Raw genomic sequence first — 18,550 nt, forward strand, 5'->3', positions numbered from 1 at the left:
GGGGTGGCGGAACGGAGACGTGGGACGACCACGTCGCCTTCGGGTGCCGGGTGGGGCCCGTGCCCGGGCAGGCGGCGCCGGCCGCCACGCTGGTGAGTGCGGGGACGATCTACCCGGACGGTCCCCTGTTCGGGCGGAAGCTCGATCGTGCGGCCGGGCTCGTGCGCCCGCTGCTCGCCGACTTCTGGGCCGTGGTCGACTTCGTTCTGGAGAACGATCCGCTTGTCCGGGGCCACCTCTACGGTTGAGCTGCCCGCACGGGCGGCGGATGGAAGGGAAGGCGTTGATGCCTGGTCAGGCGAAGCGGAAGCGGCGGCAGGAGCAGGCCCGCCAGGACCGTACCGCGACGACGTGTCCGGCGGACGTCGAGGCGTGCTGGCAGGTGGTCTTCGAAACTCAGGACTACGACGACTGGCAGGCGTACCTGCGTCGCATCCGGGCTGAGCGCACGTACGAGGGCGAGTCGGAGCTGCGGGTGGACACGCTCTGCGGACGCCTTGTGCACCCGACGACGTACCGCTTGAGCGTGCGGCTTCCCGGAGGAGTCGTCGCAGCTCCTCCGGCGGAGGGGTGAGTCGTGCGGCCGGGCGGGCGGGGGCCGGCTCGTCAGCCGATCTGTTCGGCGAGGGCGAGGAGGATGCCCGAGGGGCCGCGGAGGTAGCAGAGGCGGTAGATGTCCTTGTACTGCGCCACCTCGCCGAGCAGTTCGGCGCCGTGGGGGCGCAGGCGGGTGATGGTGTCGTCGATGTCGTCGACGGCGAACATGACGCGGTGCAGGCCGACCGTGTTCGGCGGTGGAACGTCGGCTCCGGCGCCGATCGGGGCGGGGTGGTGGTACTGGGCGAGCTCCAGCTTGCTGTGACCGTCGGGGGTGCGCATCATCGCGATGTCGCTGCGGACTCCGTCGAGCCCGACGGCCTGGTCGGCGAAGTGGCCCTCGATCTGGGCCCTGCCTTCGACCACCAGTCCGAGTTCGGTGAAGAAGGCGACGGCGGCGTCCAGGTCTTCGACGATGATGCCGACGTTGTCCATCCGCTGGAGCGTCATGACGGTTCTCCCTCTGCGTGTGCGCGGCCCTCTGACGCCCCAGGTATACCGAGGACGGTCCCGGTGGACCGGTCTCGACACCCGGGAAGGGCTGAGATCCGGAATCGGTGTGCATGGTCCCGGGAGACGGGGGCACGCGAGGGGGCAGCCGTACAGGACGTTGCGTCGAGAGGAGACGCCGTGAGCACGGATGACAAGGCTTCCCACGCGTTCCGCGACTGATGTGCGGGCGGCGGCGGCCGCCGGGCACCGGTACGCGACGAGGACGCACCGAAGTTGCAGGAAAGAGGAGGTAGTTGTGAGCACCGGTCTGTGGGGATACGGGAACGCCGAGGGCTACAGCGCGGGGAGCGACCTGACGGGGTTCCGCGTGGAGGCGGAGGACGGCCACATCGGCAAGGTCGACAGGCACACCGACGAGGTGGACTCCGCACACATCGTGGTGGACACCGGTCCGTGGATCTTCGGTCGGGAGGTTCTGCTTCCGGCGGGGACGATCCAGCGGGTGGACGTCGAGGGCAAGACGGTCTGGGTGAACCGGACCAAGGAGGAGATCAGGAACTCCCCGGAGTTCTACCGCGACAGGCACCTCGACGACCCGGAGTACCGCGCGCAGGTGGGCGGGTACTACGGCGGCGGGATCTTCTGACCGCGTGACGCCCGAACGACCAGCGGCGGGGCCCCGATCCTCTGGGTCGGGGCCCCGCCGCCGTTCCCGGTGGCGGACCCGCCGGTGGGCGGTCAGTGGGGCAGCGGGGTGGTGTCGAGCCGGCCGGCGGCGAGGGCGGTGAGGACGGGGAGGGTGGGGGTGAAGGCGTAGAGGGTGCCTTCGGTGCGGACGAAGCGGGTGAAGTGGAGGGGGGTGACCCGGCTGCCGGTGCCGCTCGGGGCGGGGGTTTCGAAGGCGATGGGGCTGTCGGGGCCGAGGACGGGGTCGGTGCCGGGCTTGGGGGTACGGGCGGGTGGGAAGTCGGGGGCGTCGATCCAGGCGCGTTGGATGAACTCGAACTGGGCGACCAGGTCGGCCTGGTGGCTGAGGAAGACCATACCGCGGGCGGCGGTGGGGCCGTTGGGGCCGGAGTCGTGGCCGGGGAGGAAGGGTGCGCCGTACGGCAGGCCGCGGCGGATGATCCGATGGCCGTCCAGTTGCGCCGCGGGGAGCGGGCGGGAGCCGGGCGCGAGGACGAGTCCGTCGCGCGGGTTGCTCTTGCGGATGTGGGCGAAGAGCGGGGTGGTCCAGCCGTCGGGGTCGGTGGCGTAGCCGATGTCGTTGTCGGGGGTGCGGCCGGTGCCGGGGTCGGCGTGCGGGTGGGCGGCGAGGGAGGCGCCGGAGGGCCAGCGGCCGACGAGGCGGGCGCCGAGCCATTCGGGTGGGGCGTCGGCGGGGGCGGTGCCGACGGCCTGGAGGGTGGTGAGCCGGCTGCGGATCTGGGCCCACCAGCCGGGGACGTCCTGGGCGAGGCGGCGGACCACCAGGAAGCTGCCGTCCCGGGCCCAGCTGGGGAGTCCGCTGGGCAGGCCGTGGGCGCGGGGGTGGCCGACGAGGAACTCGCCGGCCGGGACGAGCCGGGTTCCGGGGGCGCCGGCGACCTGGTCGGGGTGGGCGGGGTCGGCCGGGTCGTAGCCGTGGACGCCGGGCTGGCTGATGCAGTCGCGGAAGCCGAAGTGTTCGCGTTCGCCGGGCAGGGCGGCGGCGGGCTGCCGGTGGACGAGGCGCAGGCCGTGCTGCCCGGCGTCGGAGAGGGCGGCGGTGACGGCGGCGGCGAGTCGGCCGGGGTGGTCGGCGGCGACGGTGAGGACGGCGTGGACGGTCGGCCGGGTGGGGCCGCCGAACAGCCAACTGCCGGGTGCGCTGGGGCCGGTGTCGCCGAGCAGGGCGGCGCGGGCGGCCGGGCCCCGGCGGAAGGCCTCGGCGGTGCCGCCGACGGCGGCGACGGGCAGCGGGTCGCGGCCGGCGAGGTGGGCGAGGCCGTCGTGGGTGAGGGCGAGGCCGGTCCACAGGACGCTCATCGCGCCGGGGTCGGGCTGCCCTTGGTGGGCGTGGGCGGCGACGCGGTCGTTGACGGCGGTGACGTCGGCGGTGGTGGCGAGCCGGGGGACGAGGGCGGCCAGCCATCGTCGGGCGGTGTCGGCCGGTCCGAAGGTGAGCAGGAGCAGTTCGGCGCGGCTGCGGCGGAAGCCGGCGAGGATGTCGCCCTGGATCTCCCGGCTCCCGCGCAGCGACGTGGCGGCGGAAGGAGCGGCGGAGGCGGCAGGAGAGGCGGAGGCGGCGGGTGCGAGGGCGAGGCCCGCGGTGGCGGTGGCCGCGGCGGCTGCGGTGAGCAGGGTGCGGCGGGTGAGGGCGTACGGGCAGGCGGTGAGGTCCACGGGCCGGGCAACTCGCTTCCGGGGTAGGGGTGTTCGCCGCCGCACCCGCGCAGGGGTGGCGGGCGCGGCGGCGAAGGGTGGGGGAGTCCTACTTGAGGGCGGTGGCGCTGCGGAGGGCGTCGGGGGCGAGCTGGACCCATTGCGCGGTGCTCGGTACGCCGTTGGCGTCGAGCAGGAAGAGCATGTACCAGCCGGGGACGGCGGCGGCCGCGCTGGGCGGGGCCTGGAGGGTGAGGGTGTTGCCCTCGCGCGCCTTGATCCGCAGCTCCAGGTGGCGCTGGCTGGTGTTGACGGCGTGGGTGGCGGTGGTGGGTGACAGCAGGACGGCGCGCTGCACCTGGTCGGGGGTGGAGGTGGTGACGGTGAACCGGGAGTCGTACCCGAGCGCCTGCTGCGGGACCTGGTCGAGCGCGGGGCGCGGGCCCTTGTGCAGGTAGGCGGGTTCGTAGATCTCGATCGTGCCGTTCTGGTCGCTGGTGATGTCGGGGTTGTTGGCGAGCTGCTGCAGTTCGTCGCCGGTGACCATGATCCGGCCGTCCGGCATCACGACGGCGTTGGAGTGGTAGCCGCGCGGCAGCCGCTGGACGGGGCCGAGCTGCCACTTGCCCTCGGCGTCGCGCAGTTCGACCTGGCGGTACTTCAGGTCGGCGTTGGGGTTGTAGGTGCCGTTGCCGTAGTCGCGGATGTCGTACGCGCCGTTGACGGTGAACAGGGTGCCGTCGGGCAGGATCAGGGTGTCGTCCTGGGTGCGGCCGAAGGCGCGGGCCTGGTCGGCGGTCCACTTGCCGTCGCTGAAGCGGTAGGTGCCCGGGTCGTCGCGGTCGCCGCCGAGGATCAGCGCGGAGTTCGGGCCCTCCCAGCCGCCGGGCAGCGGGACGGCGGAGCCGTAGTTGCGCATGGTGCCGTCGGGGCGGGCGGGGAGGTCGGAGCGGGTCTCGGCGACGGGGTCGAACACCCACTGCTCGGCGGCCTGCCGGCCGAAGGCGTACACCTGGCCGTCGCGCAGCGAGAAGAGGTGGGGGTAGTCGCGGGTGAACGGCGCGTCCGCCTTGAAGCGTTCGATCGGCTGGTTGCGCGGCACGTCGGTCTTGGCGTACGGGACGGGGCGGCTGAGTGCGGGGAAGCGTTCGACGATCGGGGTGGGGGTGCCCCAGCCGAGTTCGGACTGGCCGGACATGATGAGCTGCCGCCCGTCGGCGCCGGTCACCACGGAGGGGTACCAGCGGCCGGTGGCCATGTCCTGGTTCTGCGCCCAGGTCTCCGTCCACGGGTCGAAGACCAGGGAGAGCTTGGCGCCGCTGCCGCCGTTGCCGCCGAGGTTGCCGCCGAAGACGCCGAGCATGCCGTTGGGCAGGAAGGAGTGTCCGGCGCAGAAGAACGGGGCCGGGCGGGCGATGTTGAGGCCGTCCGGCATCACCACCGTGGGCGGGGTGACCTTCTTGAACGCGTCCGTCCCGGTGCCCTTGGCCGGGTCCCAGACGAAGGCGCGGCCGGCGTTCTCGGCGCCGATGGTGTCGGTGGGCGCCGGTTCCTTCTGCGGGTTGGTCTCGATCCGTTCGAAGGAGAACAGCAGCACCTTGCCGGTGGGCAGCATCGCCACGTGCGCGGCGAAGTCGGGGGAGGGGAAGTACTCCTTGAACGCGCCGAACGCCGAGGCGTCGAAGCCCGCGTTGATGCGCGCCTGGGTGTCGGTCAGCTCCTTCAGGCGGGCGGTCCGGGTGGACTGCGGGTACTCGCCGACGGCGCGCAGGCCGAGCCGGGCGCGGGCGTGGGCCTCGGCGTGCTCGGTGCCGAGCGCCGCGGCCTCGCCGGGGTCGACCTCCGCCCGGACCTCCGCGGCGGTGAAGGACCGGCCCTCGGCGGCGGGGGCCGGGTGGTCGTGCGCGGGAGGGGCCTGGGCGGGACGGGCCTGGGCGGTGGCGGGGACGGCCACCAGGACAGCCGGGGCCAGCAGGCAGGCGGCGAGCAGCCGGGACGGGCGATGACGGGACATCGGTCTCCTCAGGACGGGCCGGGGCAAGGGGGGACCTACCGCGGGGTAGCGCTGCGGACGCAGCGGGCGCCGGCACCACAGCCAAGTGTTCGAGTACAAACCGATTGCTGTCGCGCCGGACGGTCCGCCGGGGTGAGGAGTCGGGGCAGTGGGGTGACGGCGTGTCACGTTCAGCCGAGCTGCTTGAGGAAGTCGATCCGGTCCAGGGCCTGCTGGTACGCCGTCGGATCGACGTGCACCGAGCCGCCGTACGGGTGGTTGATCTGCAGCACCAGCCAGATGCCGAAGGCGAAGAGCACCCCGATCACCGAGATCGCCACCGTGCCCCGCCGCCCGCGCGGCCAGCCCATCAGGACCAGGAACAGGATGGTGAGCACCGAGGTGCCGACCAGGAAGAAGATCAGCGGGTACGGCAGGCCCTCCTGGGCCTGGGCCAGCCGGTCCCGGCGGTGCCCCATCACGCCGTGCATCGAGTCGTGCAGGTCGGCGGCGGTGTGCGCCGGGGTCTGCGGCTGCGCGGCGGCGGCGTTGACCCGCAGCGCCAGCTGGTACGCCGCCTCCCGGGTGGGGAAGTCCTGGTGCCCGGCGGCCAGGGCGGGCCACTCGTCGCTGATGATGCGCCGGGTGTAGTCCGCCAACTCCTCGCGCAGCTCGCCGCGCTGCGGCTCGGCGAGGTCGTGGGTGGCCATGTAGAGGTCGCTGATCGCGCCCGCCTCGGCGTACGTGCCCTGGCGGGCGGCGCCGAGACTGGCGGTCGCGGTGACCGTCATGAAGGCGATGGTGAAGATGAAGAAGGAGGCCACGGCGCCGGCCGCGGTGCCGATGGCCGGGCCGGTGTCGGGCACCTTGTCCCGGTGGACCAGACGGTGGCTCAGCCAGGCCATGCCGGCGCCGAACAGGGCGGCCGCGACGGCCGCGAGCAGGAGGGTGATCACGGGCGGCGCCCGGGTGCGGGCGCGGCGGCGGAAGGTCGGTTCGTGTACGGGGTCATGGTGGGAGGGCATACCCCCGGGCCCGGCCCGAGCGATCACCGCGGCGGCCGTTCGGCGCAACGCCCGTCACCGGCCCGCTTCGCGCAGCGCCTTGCGGGTGGTGCCCAACTTCTGCAGGACGGCGGCGACATGGTGCTCGGCCGTGCGCTCGGAGAGGAACAGGGCGGCGGCGATGTCCTTGTTCCTGGCGCCGCGCGCGAGCAGGTCGGCGACCTGCCGTTCGCGCGGGGAGAGCAGGCCGGACGGGTCGCGGGGGCCGCGGGGCTTGGAGCGGTCGAGGGCGCGCAGCCGGTGCCGGCAGCGGGAGGCGTCGGTGACGGCGCCGAGCCCGTCGAGGACGGCGATCGCCCCGGTGAGGGCGGCCGCCGCGGTCTCCGGGTCGGCGGTGCCGGCCGCGGCGGCCCGTTCGGTGGCCAGGGCGGCGGGGTAGGGGCGGCCGATCGCCTGCCAGCCGGCGCGGGCCCGGTCGAAGGCGGCGGCCGCCTCGGCGGGGGCGTCCTCGGCCAGCAGCAGGCCCTCGGCGAGACGGTGCTCGGCGTCCGCGCCCGGGCACTCCAGGCCGGCCGTCCCGGCCGCGTGGTCGGCGACCAGGGCGCTCGCGGTGGCCCGGTCCTTGCGCAGCAGGGCGGTCTCGACGGCGGTCGGCAGCAGGTCGAAGGCGAACGGCCACAGCTCCCGCCGGCGCAGCAGCCGGACGGCCGGGGCGAGCACCTGCCAGGCCGCGTCGGGGTCGGCGGCGGCCAGGGCAAGCCGGGCCAGCCCGGCGGCGGAGGGCAGGGTGAGCACGCCGGTGGCGTCGTGGCCGACGGCCCGGCGGAACCGCTCGGCGGCCTCCCCGGCGTGCCCGCGGGCGGCGGCCACCACGCCCTGGGCGGCGCCGAGCAGGCCGATGTCGGCGACCGGGCCGTCGGGGAAGCGGGCCCGGTACGCGGCGAGCGCGGTGTCCCAGCGCTGCCAGTTCCCGGAGGTCCACTCCAGCAGGACGGGGTAGCTGCTGGAGTACACCACCAGCCCGGGCAGATCGGCCCGCTCGCCGAGCGCGACGGCCTCCTCCGCCCACGCGGCCACCCGCCCGTCCAGGCCCGCGCAGAGGGCGATCTCGGCGGCGTTGGACAGCCCGATCACGGTGGTGAACAGCAGCCGGGGGTTGTCGCTGTGCCGGGGAAGCGCGGCGATCAGCCCGGGAATCTCGGGGGAGACGCAGGCCGGCAGGGAGACCAGCCGGTTGATGTGGACGATCGCCGCGGTCTCCGGGTCGTCGATCCGGTCGAGGATCGCCAGCGCGCGGTCCATCCACGCGGTCCGGTCCGCGGCCGGGGCGTCGCCGGTGTCCATCGCGGCGATCACGGCGAGGGTCTTGGCGGCGTGCGCCGGGTTGTCGGCCTCCAGCTCGCCCGCCGCGGTCTCCAGGTCCTCCACGCCGGCGGAGCCGCCGTCCCGGGTGCGCAGGATGTTGCCGATCCGGGCCCGGATCTCGCCCCGGACGGCGGGTGCCAGGCCCGGGGTGGCGACGATCCGGCGCAGCGCGGCGATCGTGGTGTCGGTGGCCTCGGCGGTGTAGCCGATCGCCTCGGCGAGCGAGCGCGCCGCCTCGCCGAGGTCGGCGGTGGGCAGGCCGGGCAGGTCGAGGATCTGCCGCAGCAGGGTCGCGGCGGTGCCCTGGTCGCCGACCGCCAGGGCCTGGTCGATCGCGGCCCTGGCGTGCCCCAGCCACCGCTCGGTGTCGCCCAGGGCCCGTGTGTGGTGGGCGAGTTGGACCAGTGGCGGCGGGTCCTGCGCGGACAGCAGGGCGAGCACCCGCCGGTGCAGCCGGGTGCGGCGGGGGCCGGGCAGCCCGTCGTACACCGCGCGGCCCGCCAGGGCGTGCGAGAACCCGTAGGCGTCCGGCCCGAGTTCGACCAGGACGGAGCGGGCCAGCGCCTCGACGAGGGCGTCCGTGCCGCGGGTGTCCGTCAGGTCGGCCGAGCGGAGCAGCAGGTCCTCGTGGGCGGGGACGGCGACCACCGCGGCGGCCTCGACCAGCGCGAGGGCCGGCCCGGACAGCGGCTCGATCCGGGCGGCCAGCACCTCGCGCAGACTGCGCGGCACGCCCAGCAGTTCGGGCCGCTCGGCGGCGTCCGGCTCGGCGGCCAGGGTGATCAGGTCCTCCTCGGCGATCAGCGGCAGCCCGGCGCTGCGCTCGTACAGCACCCGGGTCAGCTCGCCGGACGGGCGGGTGTCGAGCGCGGCGCCCGCCAGCCGGGAGACCGCGGCCGGGTCCAGCCGCTGGAGGGCCAGGTCGAGCAGGGTGGTGCCGGCCGGGCGGCGGAACGCCTGGCCGAGCAGCGGTCCGGCCTGCTCCTCGCCGCGGAAGGTCAGCACCAGGCCGACGCCGTCCGGCAGGCCGCCCGCCAGCAGCAGGAGCAGCTCGCGGGTGGCGTCGTCGGCCCAGTGCAGGTCCTCGACGGTGAGCACCACCGGCGCGGCGGCGGTCAGCAGCGCCCGGGTCGCGCCGAGGACGGCACGCAGCTGACCGGCCGGGCCGGCCGGCTCCTCGGGCGGCGGGGGCAGCCGGTCGGCGAGGTCCGGCAGCAGCGGTGCCAGCGCGCCGGCCGCGGCGCCGATCCGCGCGTCCGGGGGCAGCAGCGGGCCGATCGTCTCCAGCGCGTCGATCACCGGGCCGAAGGGCAGCGGCTCGCGCAGCGGATGGCAGCCGCCGAGCACCGAGCCGACGCCCCGGCCGCGCAGCACCGCCGAGGCCTCCGCGACCAGCCGGGACTTGCCGACCCCCGCCTCGCCCTGCACCAGGACCACCGCGGGCCGGGCGGACAGCGCCCCGACCACGGCGGCGAGCTCCCGCTCCCGGCCGACGAACGCGAAGCCGCGCGGACCGGCCGCCCGGCCCCCGCGCCCAGCCGCGTCCTGTGCCATGGTCCGCTCCCGGTCCACCGGCGGGCCCGCCCGCCGGTGGACCCACGCTACTGCGGCGCCCCGGCCGACGCGCGGTGCGGGAGTACCGGGGTTCCGCGCCGCGACTACCCGGGATCGCGCGGGGGAGCTGCGGAAATGGGCACCGGCGACCGTGGCCGGGAACCGTCCGGCGGGCCTTCCCTGGAAGCAGTGAAGGACATCGCAGGAGGCGAGAGGCCATGAACACCAGGATCCGGCCGGTGGCGACCCGGCCCACCGCGATCTACCTGCGGTGCTACCCGTACGACGCGGCCTACCTGCTGGACTTCTGGGACGTGCTGGCCCGCCATGCGCTGGACACCGGGCTCGGCGAGGCCACCGTCTTCCTGGACAACGGACGGCGCTCGGGCGGCCCGCTGCCCGCGCTGGCCCAGCTGCTGCGGGCCGCCGAGCAGGGCAGCGTGCAGGCGGTGGTGGTGCCCGGGCCGTTCGTCTTCTCGCTGAACGACGAGGTGGCGCGGCGGACCGTCCGGCAGCTGGCGGAGCTGGGGTGCCGGGTGCACGAGCTGCCGGGACGCCCGGCCGATCAGCCGGCCGGGTCCGGTCGGTCCGACGGGCTCCCGGCGACGATCAGCCGGCCGACGGACTCCTCCAGCACCGCGCGGGCCGGCGCGTCCAGCCCGTCGTCGGTGACGAAGCAGTCGATCTCGGTCAGTGCCGCGAAGGCGCTCAGCCCCACCACGCCCCACTTGCTGTGATCGGCGACCGCCACCACCCGGCGGGCGGCGGCGATCAGTGCGCGGTTGGTCTGCGCCTCGGCGAGGTTCGGCGTGGTCAGCCCGGCCCGTTCGGAGACGCCGTGCGCCCCGATGATCAGCAGGTCCACGTAGAGCGAGCGGATCGCCTGGTCGGCGAGCGGGCCGACCAGGGCGGCCGAGGGCGTGGGGGTGCCGCCCGTGAGCAGCAGGGTCGGGCCGGTGCCGGCGGGGTCGGCGGCGTTGTCCCGGAGCAGGTCGGCGACCGGCAGCGAGTTGGTGACCACGGTCAGCCCGCGGATCTGGAGCAGCCGGCTGGCCACCGCGTACGCGGTCGTCCCGGCCGAGACCGCCACCACGCTGCCCGGCTCCACCAGGGCCGCCGCCGCGTCGGCGAGCGCCGCCTTGGCGCCGGACGCCAGGTGCGTCTTGGCCTCGAAACCGGGCTCCTCGGCGCGGGCGCCGCTGGCCACCGCGCCGCCGTAGATCTTCTCCACCTCGCCGGCCCGGGCGAGCGCGTCCAGGTCGCGGCGGATCGTCATGTCGGAGACGCCGAGCTGTTCGACCAGGTCGGCCACCCGGACCGCGCCCGAGCGCTTCACCAGGTCGAGGATCAGCGCCCGGCGCTGCGGCCCCAACAGTCCGGGGTCGGCCACGGTCTCACCCTCTCCTCGCGGAAATCATCAGGAAGCAACAGTCTAGGCCGGGCCTGTTCGCCGGGTGAACTCAACAAGATCGAACATCAACGGCGGCATATGTCCTAGTTTTGGCCGGGACTTCGCGCGAGACCCCTTGACACAACCCAACATCGCTCCGAGACTCTCCCGCAATCGCCTGTTTGCGCGAACACGGTGCGCCCCGCGTGACACCGGCGAACCCCCACCCCACCCCCACCCGAGGTACGTGAACCATGCGGCGAATCAGAACCACCCTGTGCGGCACCCTGCTGGCGCTGTCCCTCCCCGTGACGGGCCTGGCGGCGAGCCAGCCGGCCCAGGCGGCGCAGGTGACCGTCACCAACGGCACCCAGTTCACCGACACCACCGGCGCCGTCGTGCACGCGCACGGCGGCGGCGTCCTCAAGGTCGGCCAGTACTACTACTGGTTCGGCGAGGACCGGAACGCCGACAACACCTTCCGCTACGTCTCGGCCTACCGGTCGACCGACCTGAAGACCTGGGAGTTCCGCAACCACGTCCTCACCCAGGCCACCGACCCCGAGCTCGGCTACGCCAACATCGAGCGGCCGAAGGTGATGTACAACGCCGCCACCGGCCAGTTCGTGATGTGGATGCACAAGGAGAACGGCAACGACTACGGCGAGGCCCGGGCCGCCGTCGCCGTCTCCTCCACCGTCGACGGCGACTACAGCTGGCGCGGCAGCTTCCGGCCGCTCGGCGAGATGTCCCGGGACATCACCACCTTCGTCGACGACGACGGCACCGGATACATGATCTCCGCCTCCAACGAGAACCGGGACCTGCACGTCTACCGGCTCACCGCCGACTTCACCGGCATCGACGCCCAGGTGCAGAGCCTGTGGAACGGCTGGTCCCGCGAGGCCCCCGCGATGTTCAAGCGGGGCGGCGTGTACTTCCTGCTGACCTCCGGCGCCACCGGCTGGGCCCCCAACCAGCAGATGTACGCCACCGCGAGCAGCGTCACCGGCAGCTGGAGCGGCCTGAGCGACATCGGCGACGGCGTCACGTACGGCAGCCAGACCGCGTACGTGCTGCCCGTCCAGGGCACCTCCGGCACCGGCTACCTGTACATGGGCGACCGCTGGGGCAACTCGATGGGCGGCACCGTCCAGGACTCCCAGTACGTGTGGCTGCCACTGAAGTTCCCCACCGCCACCACCATGACCATGGGCGCCTCCCCGCAGATCACCGTCGACACCGCCACCGGCACCGTCGCGGGCCTCAACGCCACCTGGGAGTCGCTCACCGGGCGGCAGAGCGGCAAGTGTGCGGACGTCTCCGACTACGCCTTCGGCCAGGGCGCCCGGGCCATCCAGTGGTCGTGCGGCAACGGCGCCAACCAGAACTACTGGTTCAAGAGCGCCGGCAACGGCTACGTCCAGCTGATGGCCCGGCACAGCGGCAAGTGCCTGGAGGTGAACGGCGCCTCCACCGCCGACGGCGCCCTCGTCGTGCAGAACACCTGCTCCGCCGCCACCTCCCAGCAGTGGCAGGTGCAGAAGGTCGACAACACCTACGTCCGCCTGATCGCCCGGCACAGCGGCAAGTGCCTGGACGTCACCAACCAGTCCACCGCCAACGGCACCGCGCTCGAGCAGTGGACCTGCAACACCGGCACCAACCAGCAGTGGAAGCGCACCACCGTGAGCTGACCCGCCGTCCGACCCCGCCCCGGCACGCCCCTCCACCTCGCAGGCCCGAGGGGCGTGCCGTCGTGTGCCCGCCCCCCGCGCACCCCCGCACCGTTCCCGAAGGGAGCCCCGATGCCCAGAGGCATCCGCACCACCGGCCTCGGCCCGGCCCTCGCCGCCGCGCTCGCCGCCGGCGCCCTGGCCGCCCCGCCCGCCGGCGCCGCCGAGGCCGCGGCGCACGTTACCGTCCGGCTCGACCCGAGCTACCAGCAGCAGCCGTTCCAGGGCTTCGGCACCGCGCTCGCCTGGTTCGCCAACGTCACCGGCGGCTGGCCCGACAGCATCCGCAACCGGCTCGCCGACGACCTGTACGGTGCCGACGGCCTCGGCTTCACCGTCGCCCGCTACAACATCGGCGGCGGCGACAGCCCCGAGACCGGCCCCTACCTGCGGGCCGGCGCCGCCGTCCCCGGCTGGTGGAACCGCCCCGCCGCGTACGCCCCGCCCAACGCCGAACCCGCCGGCTGGTGGAACCCGGCCGACCCCACCCACTGGAACCCGCAGGCCGACGCCAACCAGCGCTGGTGGCTGACCGCCGCCAAGAACCGCGGCGCCGACACCTTCGAGGCCTTCTCCAACTCCGCGCCCTACTTCATGACCGAGAGCGGCCTGGTCTCCGGCGCCGCCAACGCCTGGCAGGACAACCTCCGCGCCGACCAGTACGACCGCTTCGCCGCCTACCTCGCCGGCTCCCTGCAACGGGCCCAGGCCGCCGCCGGCGTCACCTTCGGCTCGCTCTCGCCGGTCAACGAACCCGCCACCTGGTACTGGCACGCCGGCGGCCCGCAGGAGGGCTCGCACTGGGAGCCCGCCTCCCAGGCCCACATGATCACCAGCCTGCGCACCGCCCTGACCGCCGCCGGCCTCGCCACCCCCGTCGCCGCGATGGACGAGACCGACCCCGCCCAGTTCCGCGGCGACTGGAACGGCTACGACACCGCCACCCGCGCCGCCGTCGGCAAGCTCAACACCCACACCTACAGCACCGCCGGCCGCGGCGGCGTCCGCGACCTCGCCCGCGGCGCCGGAAAGCCGCTCTGGATGTCCGAGACCGACGTCGGCGGCACCGTGCCGCAGAGCTTCACCGCCATGTCCCCGGCCCTCGACCTCTCCCGCCGGATCACCGGCGACCTGCGCGAACTCGAGCCCGGCGCCTGGGTGATGTGGCAGGCCGTCGAGGACTACGAGAACATGACGCCCGGCCACGAGAACTCCAACTGGGGCCTGATCCAGGTCGACCTCACCCCCGCCGACCCGGCCGCCGAACCGATCCGCAAGAACAAGAAGTACTGGGCGATGGCCAACTACAGCCGCTTCGTCCGCCCCGGCGCCCGGGTGATCGCCACCGACAGCGCCGACACCGTCGCCGCGCTGCGCCCCGGCGGCACCGGCGCGGTCGCCGTGTACACCAACACCGGCGGCGCACCGCAGACCGTCACCCTCGACCTGGCCGGCTTCCAGAGCGTCGACACGTCGGTGCCCGTGCAGCAGTGGACCACCGACGCCGACAAGAACCTGCAGCGCGAGGCGGACCTCACCGCGACCGCCGCCAGGACCGTCACCGCCACCGTCGGCCCCGGCTCGGTCACCACCTTCGTGCTGCCCGGCGCGACCGGCGTCTCCACCACCGCCGCGACCGCGCCCACCGGAGGCGTCCGGCAGATCCTCGGCGACCACAGCGGACTCGCCCTCTCCGCGGGCGCCACCAACCAGAGCGCCCCCGTCCAGCGCACCCCCGACGCCGCCGACGCCGCCCAGCAGTGGACCTTCACCAGACTCGCCGGCGGCTGGGACGCAACCGCCCTCTACCGGATCATCAACGGCCGCAGCGGCAAGGCGCTCTCCGTCGCCTCCGGCACCCTCGGCTTCGCCAACTCCGGTACCTCCACCGCCCAGCAGTGGATGCTCTCGACCACCGGCGACGGCCACGCCACCCTGGTCAACAAGGCGAGCGGCCTGCTGCTCGACGTCGCCAGCGCCGCCACCGCCGACGGCGCACCCGTCGGCGTCTGGCAGCCCACCACCGGCGACAACCAGTCCTGGACCGTCCGCAGCGCCGCGCCCGACACGTGGAAGACACTGAAGGGCCGGCAGAGCACCAAGTGCGCAGCCGTCCAGGGCGCCTCCACCGCCCCTGCCGCGCCGGTCGTGCAGAGCACCTGCGTGACCGGCACGAGCAGCCAGCAGTGGGCGCTGCGGCCCGGCGGCCCCGGCCAGGTCACCCTGGTCGCCCGGCACAGCGGGCAGTGCCTGGACGTCTCCGGCGCCTCCACCGCCGACGGCGCCGAACTGGTCCAGTACCCGTGCAACGGCAACAGCAACGAGCAGTGGTCGGTCCGCGACACCGGCTCCGGCTACGTGACCCTGCTCGCCCGCCACAGCGGCAAATGCCTGGACGTCGCGGCCGGCTCCACCGCCGACGGCGCCAAGCTGGTCCAGAACCCGTGCACCGGCGCCCCGGGCCAGCAGTTCCAGATCGGCTAGCCGGGCCGCCGACGGGCAGGTCCCCCTGTAGTAATTTACGCAGCGTGCCAGCGCCGTGTCCGGGTCACCGATGCGGCGATTCCTGTACCCAGCGGGGGACCTGATGCAGCATCCGTCCTACGATCCGTCATCCCAGCCGACGCAGCCGGGATTCGGACCGCCCTCGTACGGACCGCACGGCCACCCGCCGGAGCGGCGCTCGAACGCCAAGGTGTGGGGCGCGATCGCCGCGGTGGTCAGCGCCGTCGCCGGCGTGGCGAGCGCGGCGGCCGCCTTCATGGGCGGGGGCGACTCGCCGAACCCCGCCCCCGCACCCCAGGTGACCGTCACCGTCGCCGCGCAGGCCGGCACCGGGGGCGGTACCGCCTCGGCCCCCTCGGCCCAGGGGACGGCTGCCCCCGCGCCGGCCCCCGGCACCGCCGCGAAGGTCGTGTGGACGGGGCCCTTCCGGCTGGGCATGGAGGGCGTCGACCTGACCTCGAACCCGCCCGCCGCCGGTACCAGCGGCAGCTTCCTCTTCCTGCGGCCGGACGCCCAGCGCAGTGGCAGCAACGGCATGGTGGTGAAGGGCACGGTCGCTCCCTGGTCCGGGACCGGGGAACCGACCGCAGAGGGCTGCCGGGTCCAACTGCTCACCCAGAAGCGCCAGGAGGTCGAGGTCGCCGTGAACGACCAGGTGTGCGTGGTCGAGGGCAGCTCGCCCATCGGAGTCCTGAAGATCACCGGTGTGCACTACGACGCCGGCTCCTACGGCGAGCTCGACACCGTCCTCACCGTGTGGAACCTCAAGATGAACCGCTGACCGCCCGGACCCGCTGACCGCCCGCGCCGTCAGGTGCGGAAACCGGCGTGCACATGGTCGCGGTGGGTCCGGTCCGTGAAGAACTGATTGGCCACCGCGCCGCCGGACAACTGCCGCGGCCCGCCCACGTTGTACGAGCCGGCCGCGGCGGCGGCCCGCATGAAACCGTCGACCAGGTCGGCCGGCGTCGCCGGATCCACCACCGCCCGGCCGTCGATCTGCCAGGTGTCGAACGCCCGGCCCACCGGATGGTCGCTCGGCCGGTCCGTCCCGAACACGTCCAGCGGATGCCCCGAGCGGAGCACGCTCACCTGGAAGGCGTACGGACCGGCGAGGTTCAGCATCGCCTGCAGCACGCTGTCGTGCACCGCGCCGCTGCGCACGTCCGCGACGGCCGCCGGAGGCAGCACGATCCGGGGCTGGGCGAGGACCCGGGTGGCCGGGTCCGGGAGCTGCGCCGCCGGCGACCCGGGCTCGGCCGGGTGCAGCGCGGTCACGTCCCACCGGGGGCTCGCGGCGCTCAGCCGGACATCCACCGTCGTCCCGCCGGCCGTCACCGACCCGCCCGACGCGGACCACTGCCGGCAGACCACCATCACACTCGCCGAATCCGACAGGATGCCGCCGTACTGCGCATAGACCACCTCCACCACCGCCTCCGCCGCGGCCGGCAGCAGCGGCCCGGCCTGGTCGGCGAGCCCCGGCGGCAACCCGAGCGCCGCCACCCGCCCCCGAGCCGCCTCCACCCCCTGGCCGCCCGGCCCCCACGTACCGAGCGCCTCCACCACCTCGACCGCCCGCAGCTTCACGTCCGGCTCGACCTCGCCCGGCCCGGGCCGCCACGCGACGGCCGCAGGCAACGACGAGGAGGCCTGCGGCGTGGCGGAGGCCGACGGCATCGGAGTGGACGTGGTGGACGTGGGTGAGGCCGAGGATGCCCCGGTAGCCGCGGCGCCGCCACCACTCGAACACCCGCAGACCGCGCCGAGCGCCAGGCCGAGCCCACCGGCCACAACCGCCCGCCGCCCCATCACCGGCCCGGGACCACGCACGCCTCCCACTATGCGCCCACCACCTACCCCGCCCCGGACCGACGCGCCCACCTGGCCTTCTGCACGAGAACGGGCAGACGCGAATGCTGCCGGCACCGTGATCCCCCTGTCGGTGGCCCGTGCGAGGATCCCGGGACTGCGACACGAGGAGACCGCCGTGGGTACCTGGGACATCGGCCCGTTCGACAACGACACCGCCGCCGATTTCGCCGGTGACCTCGACGACGCTCCGATCGGGGAACGGGAGGCACTGGTCCGCCGCATCCTGAAGCGTGCCGCCGACTCCGCGGACCACCTCGACCAGTCCGACGGTGAGCGGGCCGTGGCCGCCGCGGCCCTGATCGCCGCCCAGCACGGCGGCGAACCGACCTGCCCGTTCCACGGTCCGTCCGAGCCGCTGCCGACGTTCTCCGCGGACCTCACGCTGCTCGCCGTCGATGCGTTGGATCAGGTGGTGGCGGAGCATTCCGACCTTGTCGAGGGCTGGTTCGAGTTCGCGACCTACCAGCGCTGGCGTCAGGGGATCCGGACACTCCGTGGCCTGCTCGCCCCTCCGATCCCGCCACAGGAGGACGCACTCTTCGACCTCTGACGACAGCCTCTGCTGTTCAGGCCTGCCGGGCGGTGGAGGCGCGGAGGACCAGCTCCGGGGTGACGGCGACCGAGGCGGTCGGGGACTCGCCGGGGGAGTCGATCTGGCGGAGGAGTTGGGCGACGCACTCGCGGCCGACCTCCTCGAAGTCCTGCCGGACGGTGGTCAGCGGGGGCAGGTAGTACGCGGACTCCGGCAGGTCGTCGAAGCCCACCACGCTGACGTCCTCCGGCACCCGCCGCCCCGCCTCGTGCAGCGCCCGGACCAGGCCGAGGGCCAGATGGTCGTTGGCGGCGAACACCGCGGTCACGTCCGGCCGGGCGGCCAGCTCGCGGCCGATCTCGTAGCCGGAGGCGGCCGTCCAGTCGCCGAAGCGCAGGGGTGGCACGGGCGCGCCGGCGGCCTTGAGCGCGGCGTGCCAGGCGGCGGCGCGGCGGCGGGCCGCGTAGGAGTCCTGCGGCCCGCCGAGGTGCCACACGGTGCGGTGGCCGAGGTCGAGCAGGTGGCGGGTGGCGGCGGCCGCGCCCGCGGCCTGGTCGGTGTCGACGGAGGGGAAGCGGCGTTCGGGGTCGCCGTCGGCGACGACCACGGGGACGCCGGAGGAGACGTTGAAGCCGGGCCGGTCGAGGATCTGCGCCTCGATGACCACCAGCCCGTCCACGGCCTGCTCGGTGAGCTGCCGGACGGCCTGCTGCACGGCCTCCTCGGTCTGGTCCTCGACGCAGACGACGTTCAGCGAGTAACCGGCGCGCTGGGCGGCGCGGGAGATCGCGGCGAGGGTGCGGGCGTTGCCCTGCGCGGTGACGTCGAAGGTGACGACGCCGAGCACCTGGAACCGGCCCAGGGTGAGCGCGCGGGCCGCGCTGTTGCGCTGGTAGCCGAGGATCCGCATGGCGGAGAGCACCCGGTCGCGGGTCTCGGGTTCGACGTTGCTGCGGTTGTTGGCGACGCGGGAGACGGTCTGCGAGGACACCCCGGCGAGCGCGGCGACGTCCGCCTGCGAGGGCGGCCGGTTCCGGCCCTTGGCGGCGGCGGGCCCTTCCGTCTTCTCCATGCCGGTCCTTCCCGTGATGTCTGCGTGAACATGGTACTGGCCGGAGACAGCCGGACGCCGCCGCCCTTCCCGTGTGGGGACGGGAAGGACGGCGGCAGCGGCGGGTGGGGCCGACCCTCACGGCCCTCCGC

The 18,550-nt window shown here is 74.4% G+C and carries 15 protein-coding genes; 7 read left to right on the forward strand and 8 right to left on the reverse strand.

Annotation, left to right across the window (positions count from 1 at the left end):
- Positions 1-59: 59 nt before the first annotated feature.
- Positions 60-248 carry a hypothetical protein gene (locus ACGFX4_RS29130; protein WP_393080422.1) on the forward strand — a complete coding sequence of 63 codons (189 nt, stop codon included), beginning with the start codon at positions 60-62 and terminating at the stop codon, positions 246-248.
- Positions 249-286: 38 nt separating this feature from the next.
- The gene (locus ACGFX4_RS29135; protein WP_393080425.1) at positions 287-574 is read left to right on the forward strand and encodes a hypothetical protein; all 288 of its coding nucleotides are present in this window, start codon (positions 287-289) and stop codon (positions 572-574) included.
- A gap of 32 nt (positions 575-606) precedes the next feature.
- Here ACGFX4_RS29135 and ACGFX4_RS29140 read toward each other — a convergent pair whose 3' ends face one another.
- Entirely contained in the window at positions 607-1,047 is a 441-nt protein-coding gene (locus tag ACGFX4_RS29140) for a VOC family protein (protein WP_393080427.1), read from the reverse strand.
- 298 nt (positions 1,048-1,345) lie between these two features.
- Between ACGFX4_RS29140 and ACGFX4_RS29145 the strand changes: the two genes are divergently transcribed.
- Complete coding sequence (locus ACGFX4_RS29145) at positions 1,346-1,696, forward strand: PRC-barrel domain-containing protein (protein ID WP_393080429.1); 351 nt, start codon at positions 1,346-1,348, stop codon at positions 1,694-1,696.
- A gap of 92 nt (positions 1,697-1,788) precedes the next feature.
- Here ACGFX4_RS29145 and ACGFX4_RS29150 read toward each other — a convergent pair whose 3' ends face one another.
- The 5 genes from ACGFX4_RS29150 to ACGFX4_RS29170 all read right to left on the reverse strand — a co-directional run bounded on the left by ACGFX4_RS29150 (position 1,789) and on the right by ACGFX4_RS29170 (position 10,699).
- Positions 1,789-3,414 (reverse strand): Dyp-type peroxidase, encoded by a 1,626-nt coding sequence (locus ACGFX4_RS29150; RefSeq protein WP_393080432.1) that lies wholly within the window; start codon positions 3,412-3,414, stop codon positions 1,789-1,791.
- 88 nt (positions 3,415-3,502) lie between these two features.
- The gene (locus ACGFX4_RS29155) at positions 3,503-5,407 is read right to left on the reverse strand and encodes a galactose oxidase-like domain-containing protein (RefSeq protein ID WP_393080434.1); all 1,905 of its coding nucleotides are present in this window, start codon (positions 5,405-5,407) and stop codon (positions 3,503-3,505) included.
- 170 nt (positions 5,408-5,577) lie between these two features.
- On the reverse strand, positions 5,578-6,342 hold the full coding sequence (locus ACGFX4_RS29160) for a hypothetical protein (protein ID WP_393080437.1): 765 nt from the start codon (positions 6,340-6,342) through the stop codon (positions 5,578-5,580).
- Positions 6,343-6,465: 123 nt separating this feature from the next.
- Entirely contained in the window at positions 6,466-9,309 is a 2,844-nt protein-coding gene (locus ACGFX4_RS29165) for an ATP-binding protein (RefSeq protein WP_393080439.1), read from the reverse strand.
- Between the two features lie 565 nt (positions 9,310-9,874).
- The gene (locus ACGFX4_RS29170) at positions 9,875-10,699 is read right to left on the reverse strand and encodes a DeoR/GlpR family DNA-binding transcription regulator (RefSeq protein WP_393080441.1); all 825 of its coding nucleotides are present in this window, start codon (positions 10,697-10,699) and stop codon (positions 9,875-9,877) included.
- A 254-nt stretch (positions 10,700-10,953) separates the two neighbouring features.
- Between ACGFX4_RS29170 and ACGFX4_RS29175 the strand changes: the two genes are divergently transcribed.
- From ACGFX4_RS29175 to ACGFX4_RS29185, 3 genes are all read left to right on the forward strand, one after another.
- Positions 10,954-12,396: an RICIN domain-containing protein gene (locus ACGFX4_RS29175; RefSeq protein ID WP_393080443.1), complete on the forward strand. Its 1,443-nt coding sequence runs from the start codon at positions 10,954-10,956 to the stop codon at positions 12,394-12,396.
- A gap of 111 nt (positions 12,397-12,507) precedes the next feature.
- On the forward strand, positions 12,508-14,919 hold the full coding sequence (locus ACGFX4_RS29180) for an RICIN domain-containing protein (protein WP_393080444.1): 2,412 nt from the start codon (positions 12,508-12,510) through the stop codon (positions 14,917-14,919).
- Positions 14,920-15,022: 103 nt separating this feature from the next.
- On the forward strand, positions 15,023-15,721 hold the full coding sequence (locus ACGFX4_RS29185; RefSeq protein WP_393080446.1) for a hypothetical protein: 699 nt from the start codon (positions 15,023-15,025) through the stop codon (positions 15,719-15,721).
- A 29-nt stretch (positions 15,722-15,750) separates the two neighbouring features.
- Here ACGFX4_RS29185 and ACGFX4_RS29190 read toward each other — a convergent pair whose 3' ends face one another.
- Complete coding sequence (locus ACGFX4_RS29190; protein WP_393080447.1) at positions 15,751-16,620, reverse strand: hypothetical protein; 870 nt, start codon at positions 16,618-16,620, stop codon at positions 15,751-15,753.
- Positions 16,621-16,930: 310 nt separating this feature from the next.
- Between ACGFX4_RS29190 and ACGFX4_RS29195 the strand changes: the two genes are divergently transcribed.
- Entirely contained in the window at positions 16,931-17,365 is a 435-nt protein-coding gene (locus ACGFX4_RS29195; protein ID WP_393080449.1) for a DUF4259 domain-containing protein, read from the forward strand.
- 16 nt (positions 17,366-17,381) lie between these two features.
- Here ACGFX4_RS29195 and ACGFX4_RS29200 read toward each other — a convergent pair whose 3' ends face one another.
- Positions 17,382-18,419, reverse strand: a complete 1,038-nt coding sequence (locus ACGFX4_RS29200; protein ID WP_393080451.1) for a LacI family DNA-binding transcriptional regulator — start codon at positions 18,417-18,419, stop codon at positions 17,382-17,384.
- Positions 18,420-18,550 lie beyond the last annotated feature (131 nt).

This window comes from Kitasatospora sp. NPDC048365, from assembly GCF_043200835.1.
Lineage (GTDB): Bacteria > Actinomycetota > Actinomycetes > Streptomycetales > Streptomycetaceae > Kitasatospora > Kitasatospora terrestris.

Coding starts and splice junctions, on each gene's coding strand:
- ACGFX4_RS29200 (WP_393080451.1), bottom strand. CDS start 18,419: ATGGAGAAGACGGAAGGGCCCGCCGCCGCCAAGGGCCGGAACCGGCCG.
- ACGFX4_RS29165 (WP_393080439.1), bottom strand. CDS start 9,309: ATGGCACAGGACGCGGCTGGGCGCGGGGGCCGGGCGGCCGGTCCGCGC.
- ACGFX4_RS29185 (WP_393080446.1), top strand. CDS start 15,023: ATGCAGCATCCGTCCTACGATCCGTCATCCCAGCCGACGCAGCCGGGA.
- ACGFX4_RS29175 (WP_393080443.1), top strand. CDS start 10,954: ATGCGGCGAATCAGAACCACCCTGTGCGGCACCCTGCTGGCGCTGTCC.
- ACGFX4_RS29180 (WP_393080444.1), top strand. CDS start 12,508: ATGCCCAGAGGCATCCGCACCACCGGCCTCGGCCCGGCCCTCGCCGCC.
- ACGFX4_RS29140 (WP_393080427.1), bottom strand. CDS start 1,047: ATGACGCTCCAGCGGATGGACAACGTCGGCATCATCGTCGAAGACCTG.
- ACGFX4_RS29135 (WP_393080425.1), top strand. CDS start 287: ATGCCTGGTCAGGCGAAGCGGAAGCGGCGGCAGGAGCAGGCCCGCCAG.
- ACGFX4_RS29190 (WP_393080447.1), bottom strand. CDS start 16,620: ATGCCGTCGGCCTCCGCCACGCCGCAGGCCTCCTCGTCGTTGCCTGCG.
- ACGFX4_RS29155 (WP_393080434.1), bottom strand. CDS start 5,407: ATGTCCCGTCATCGCCCGTCCCGGCTGCTCGCCGCCTGCCTGCTGGCC.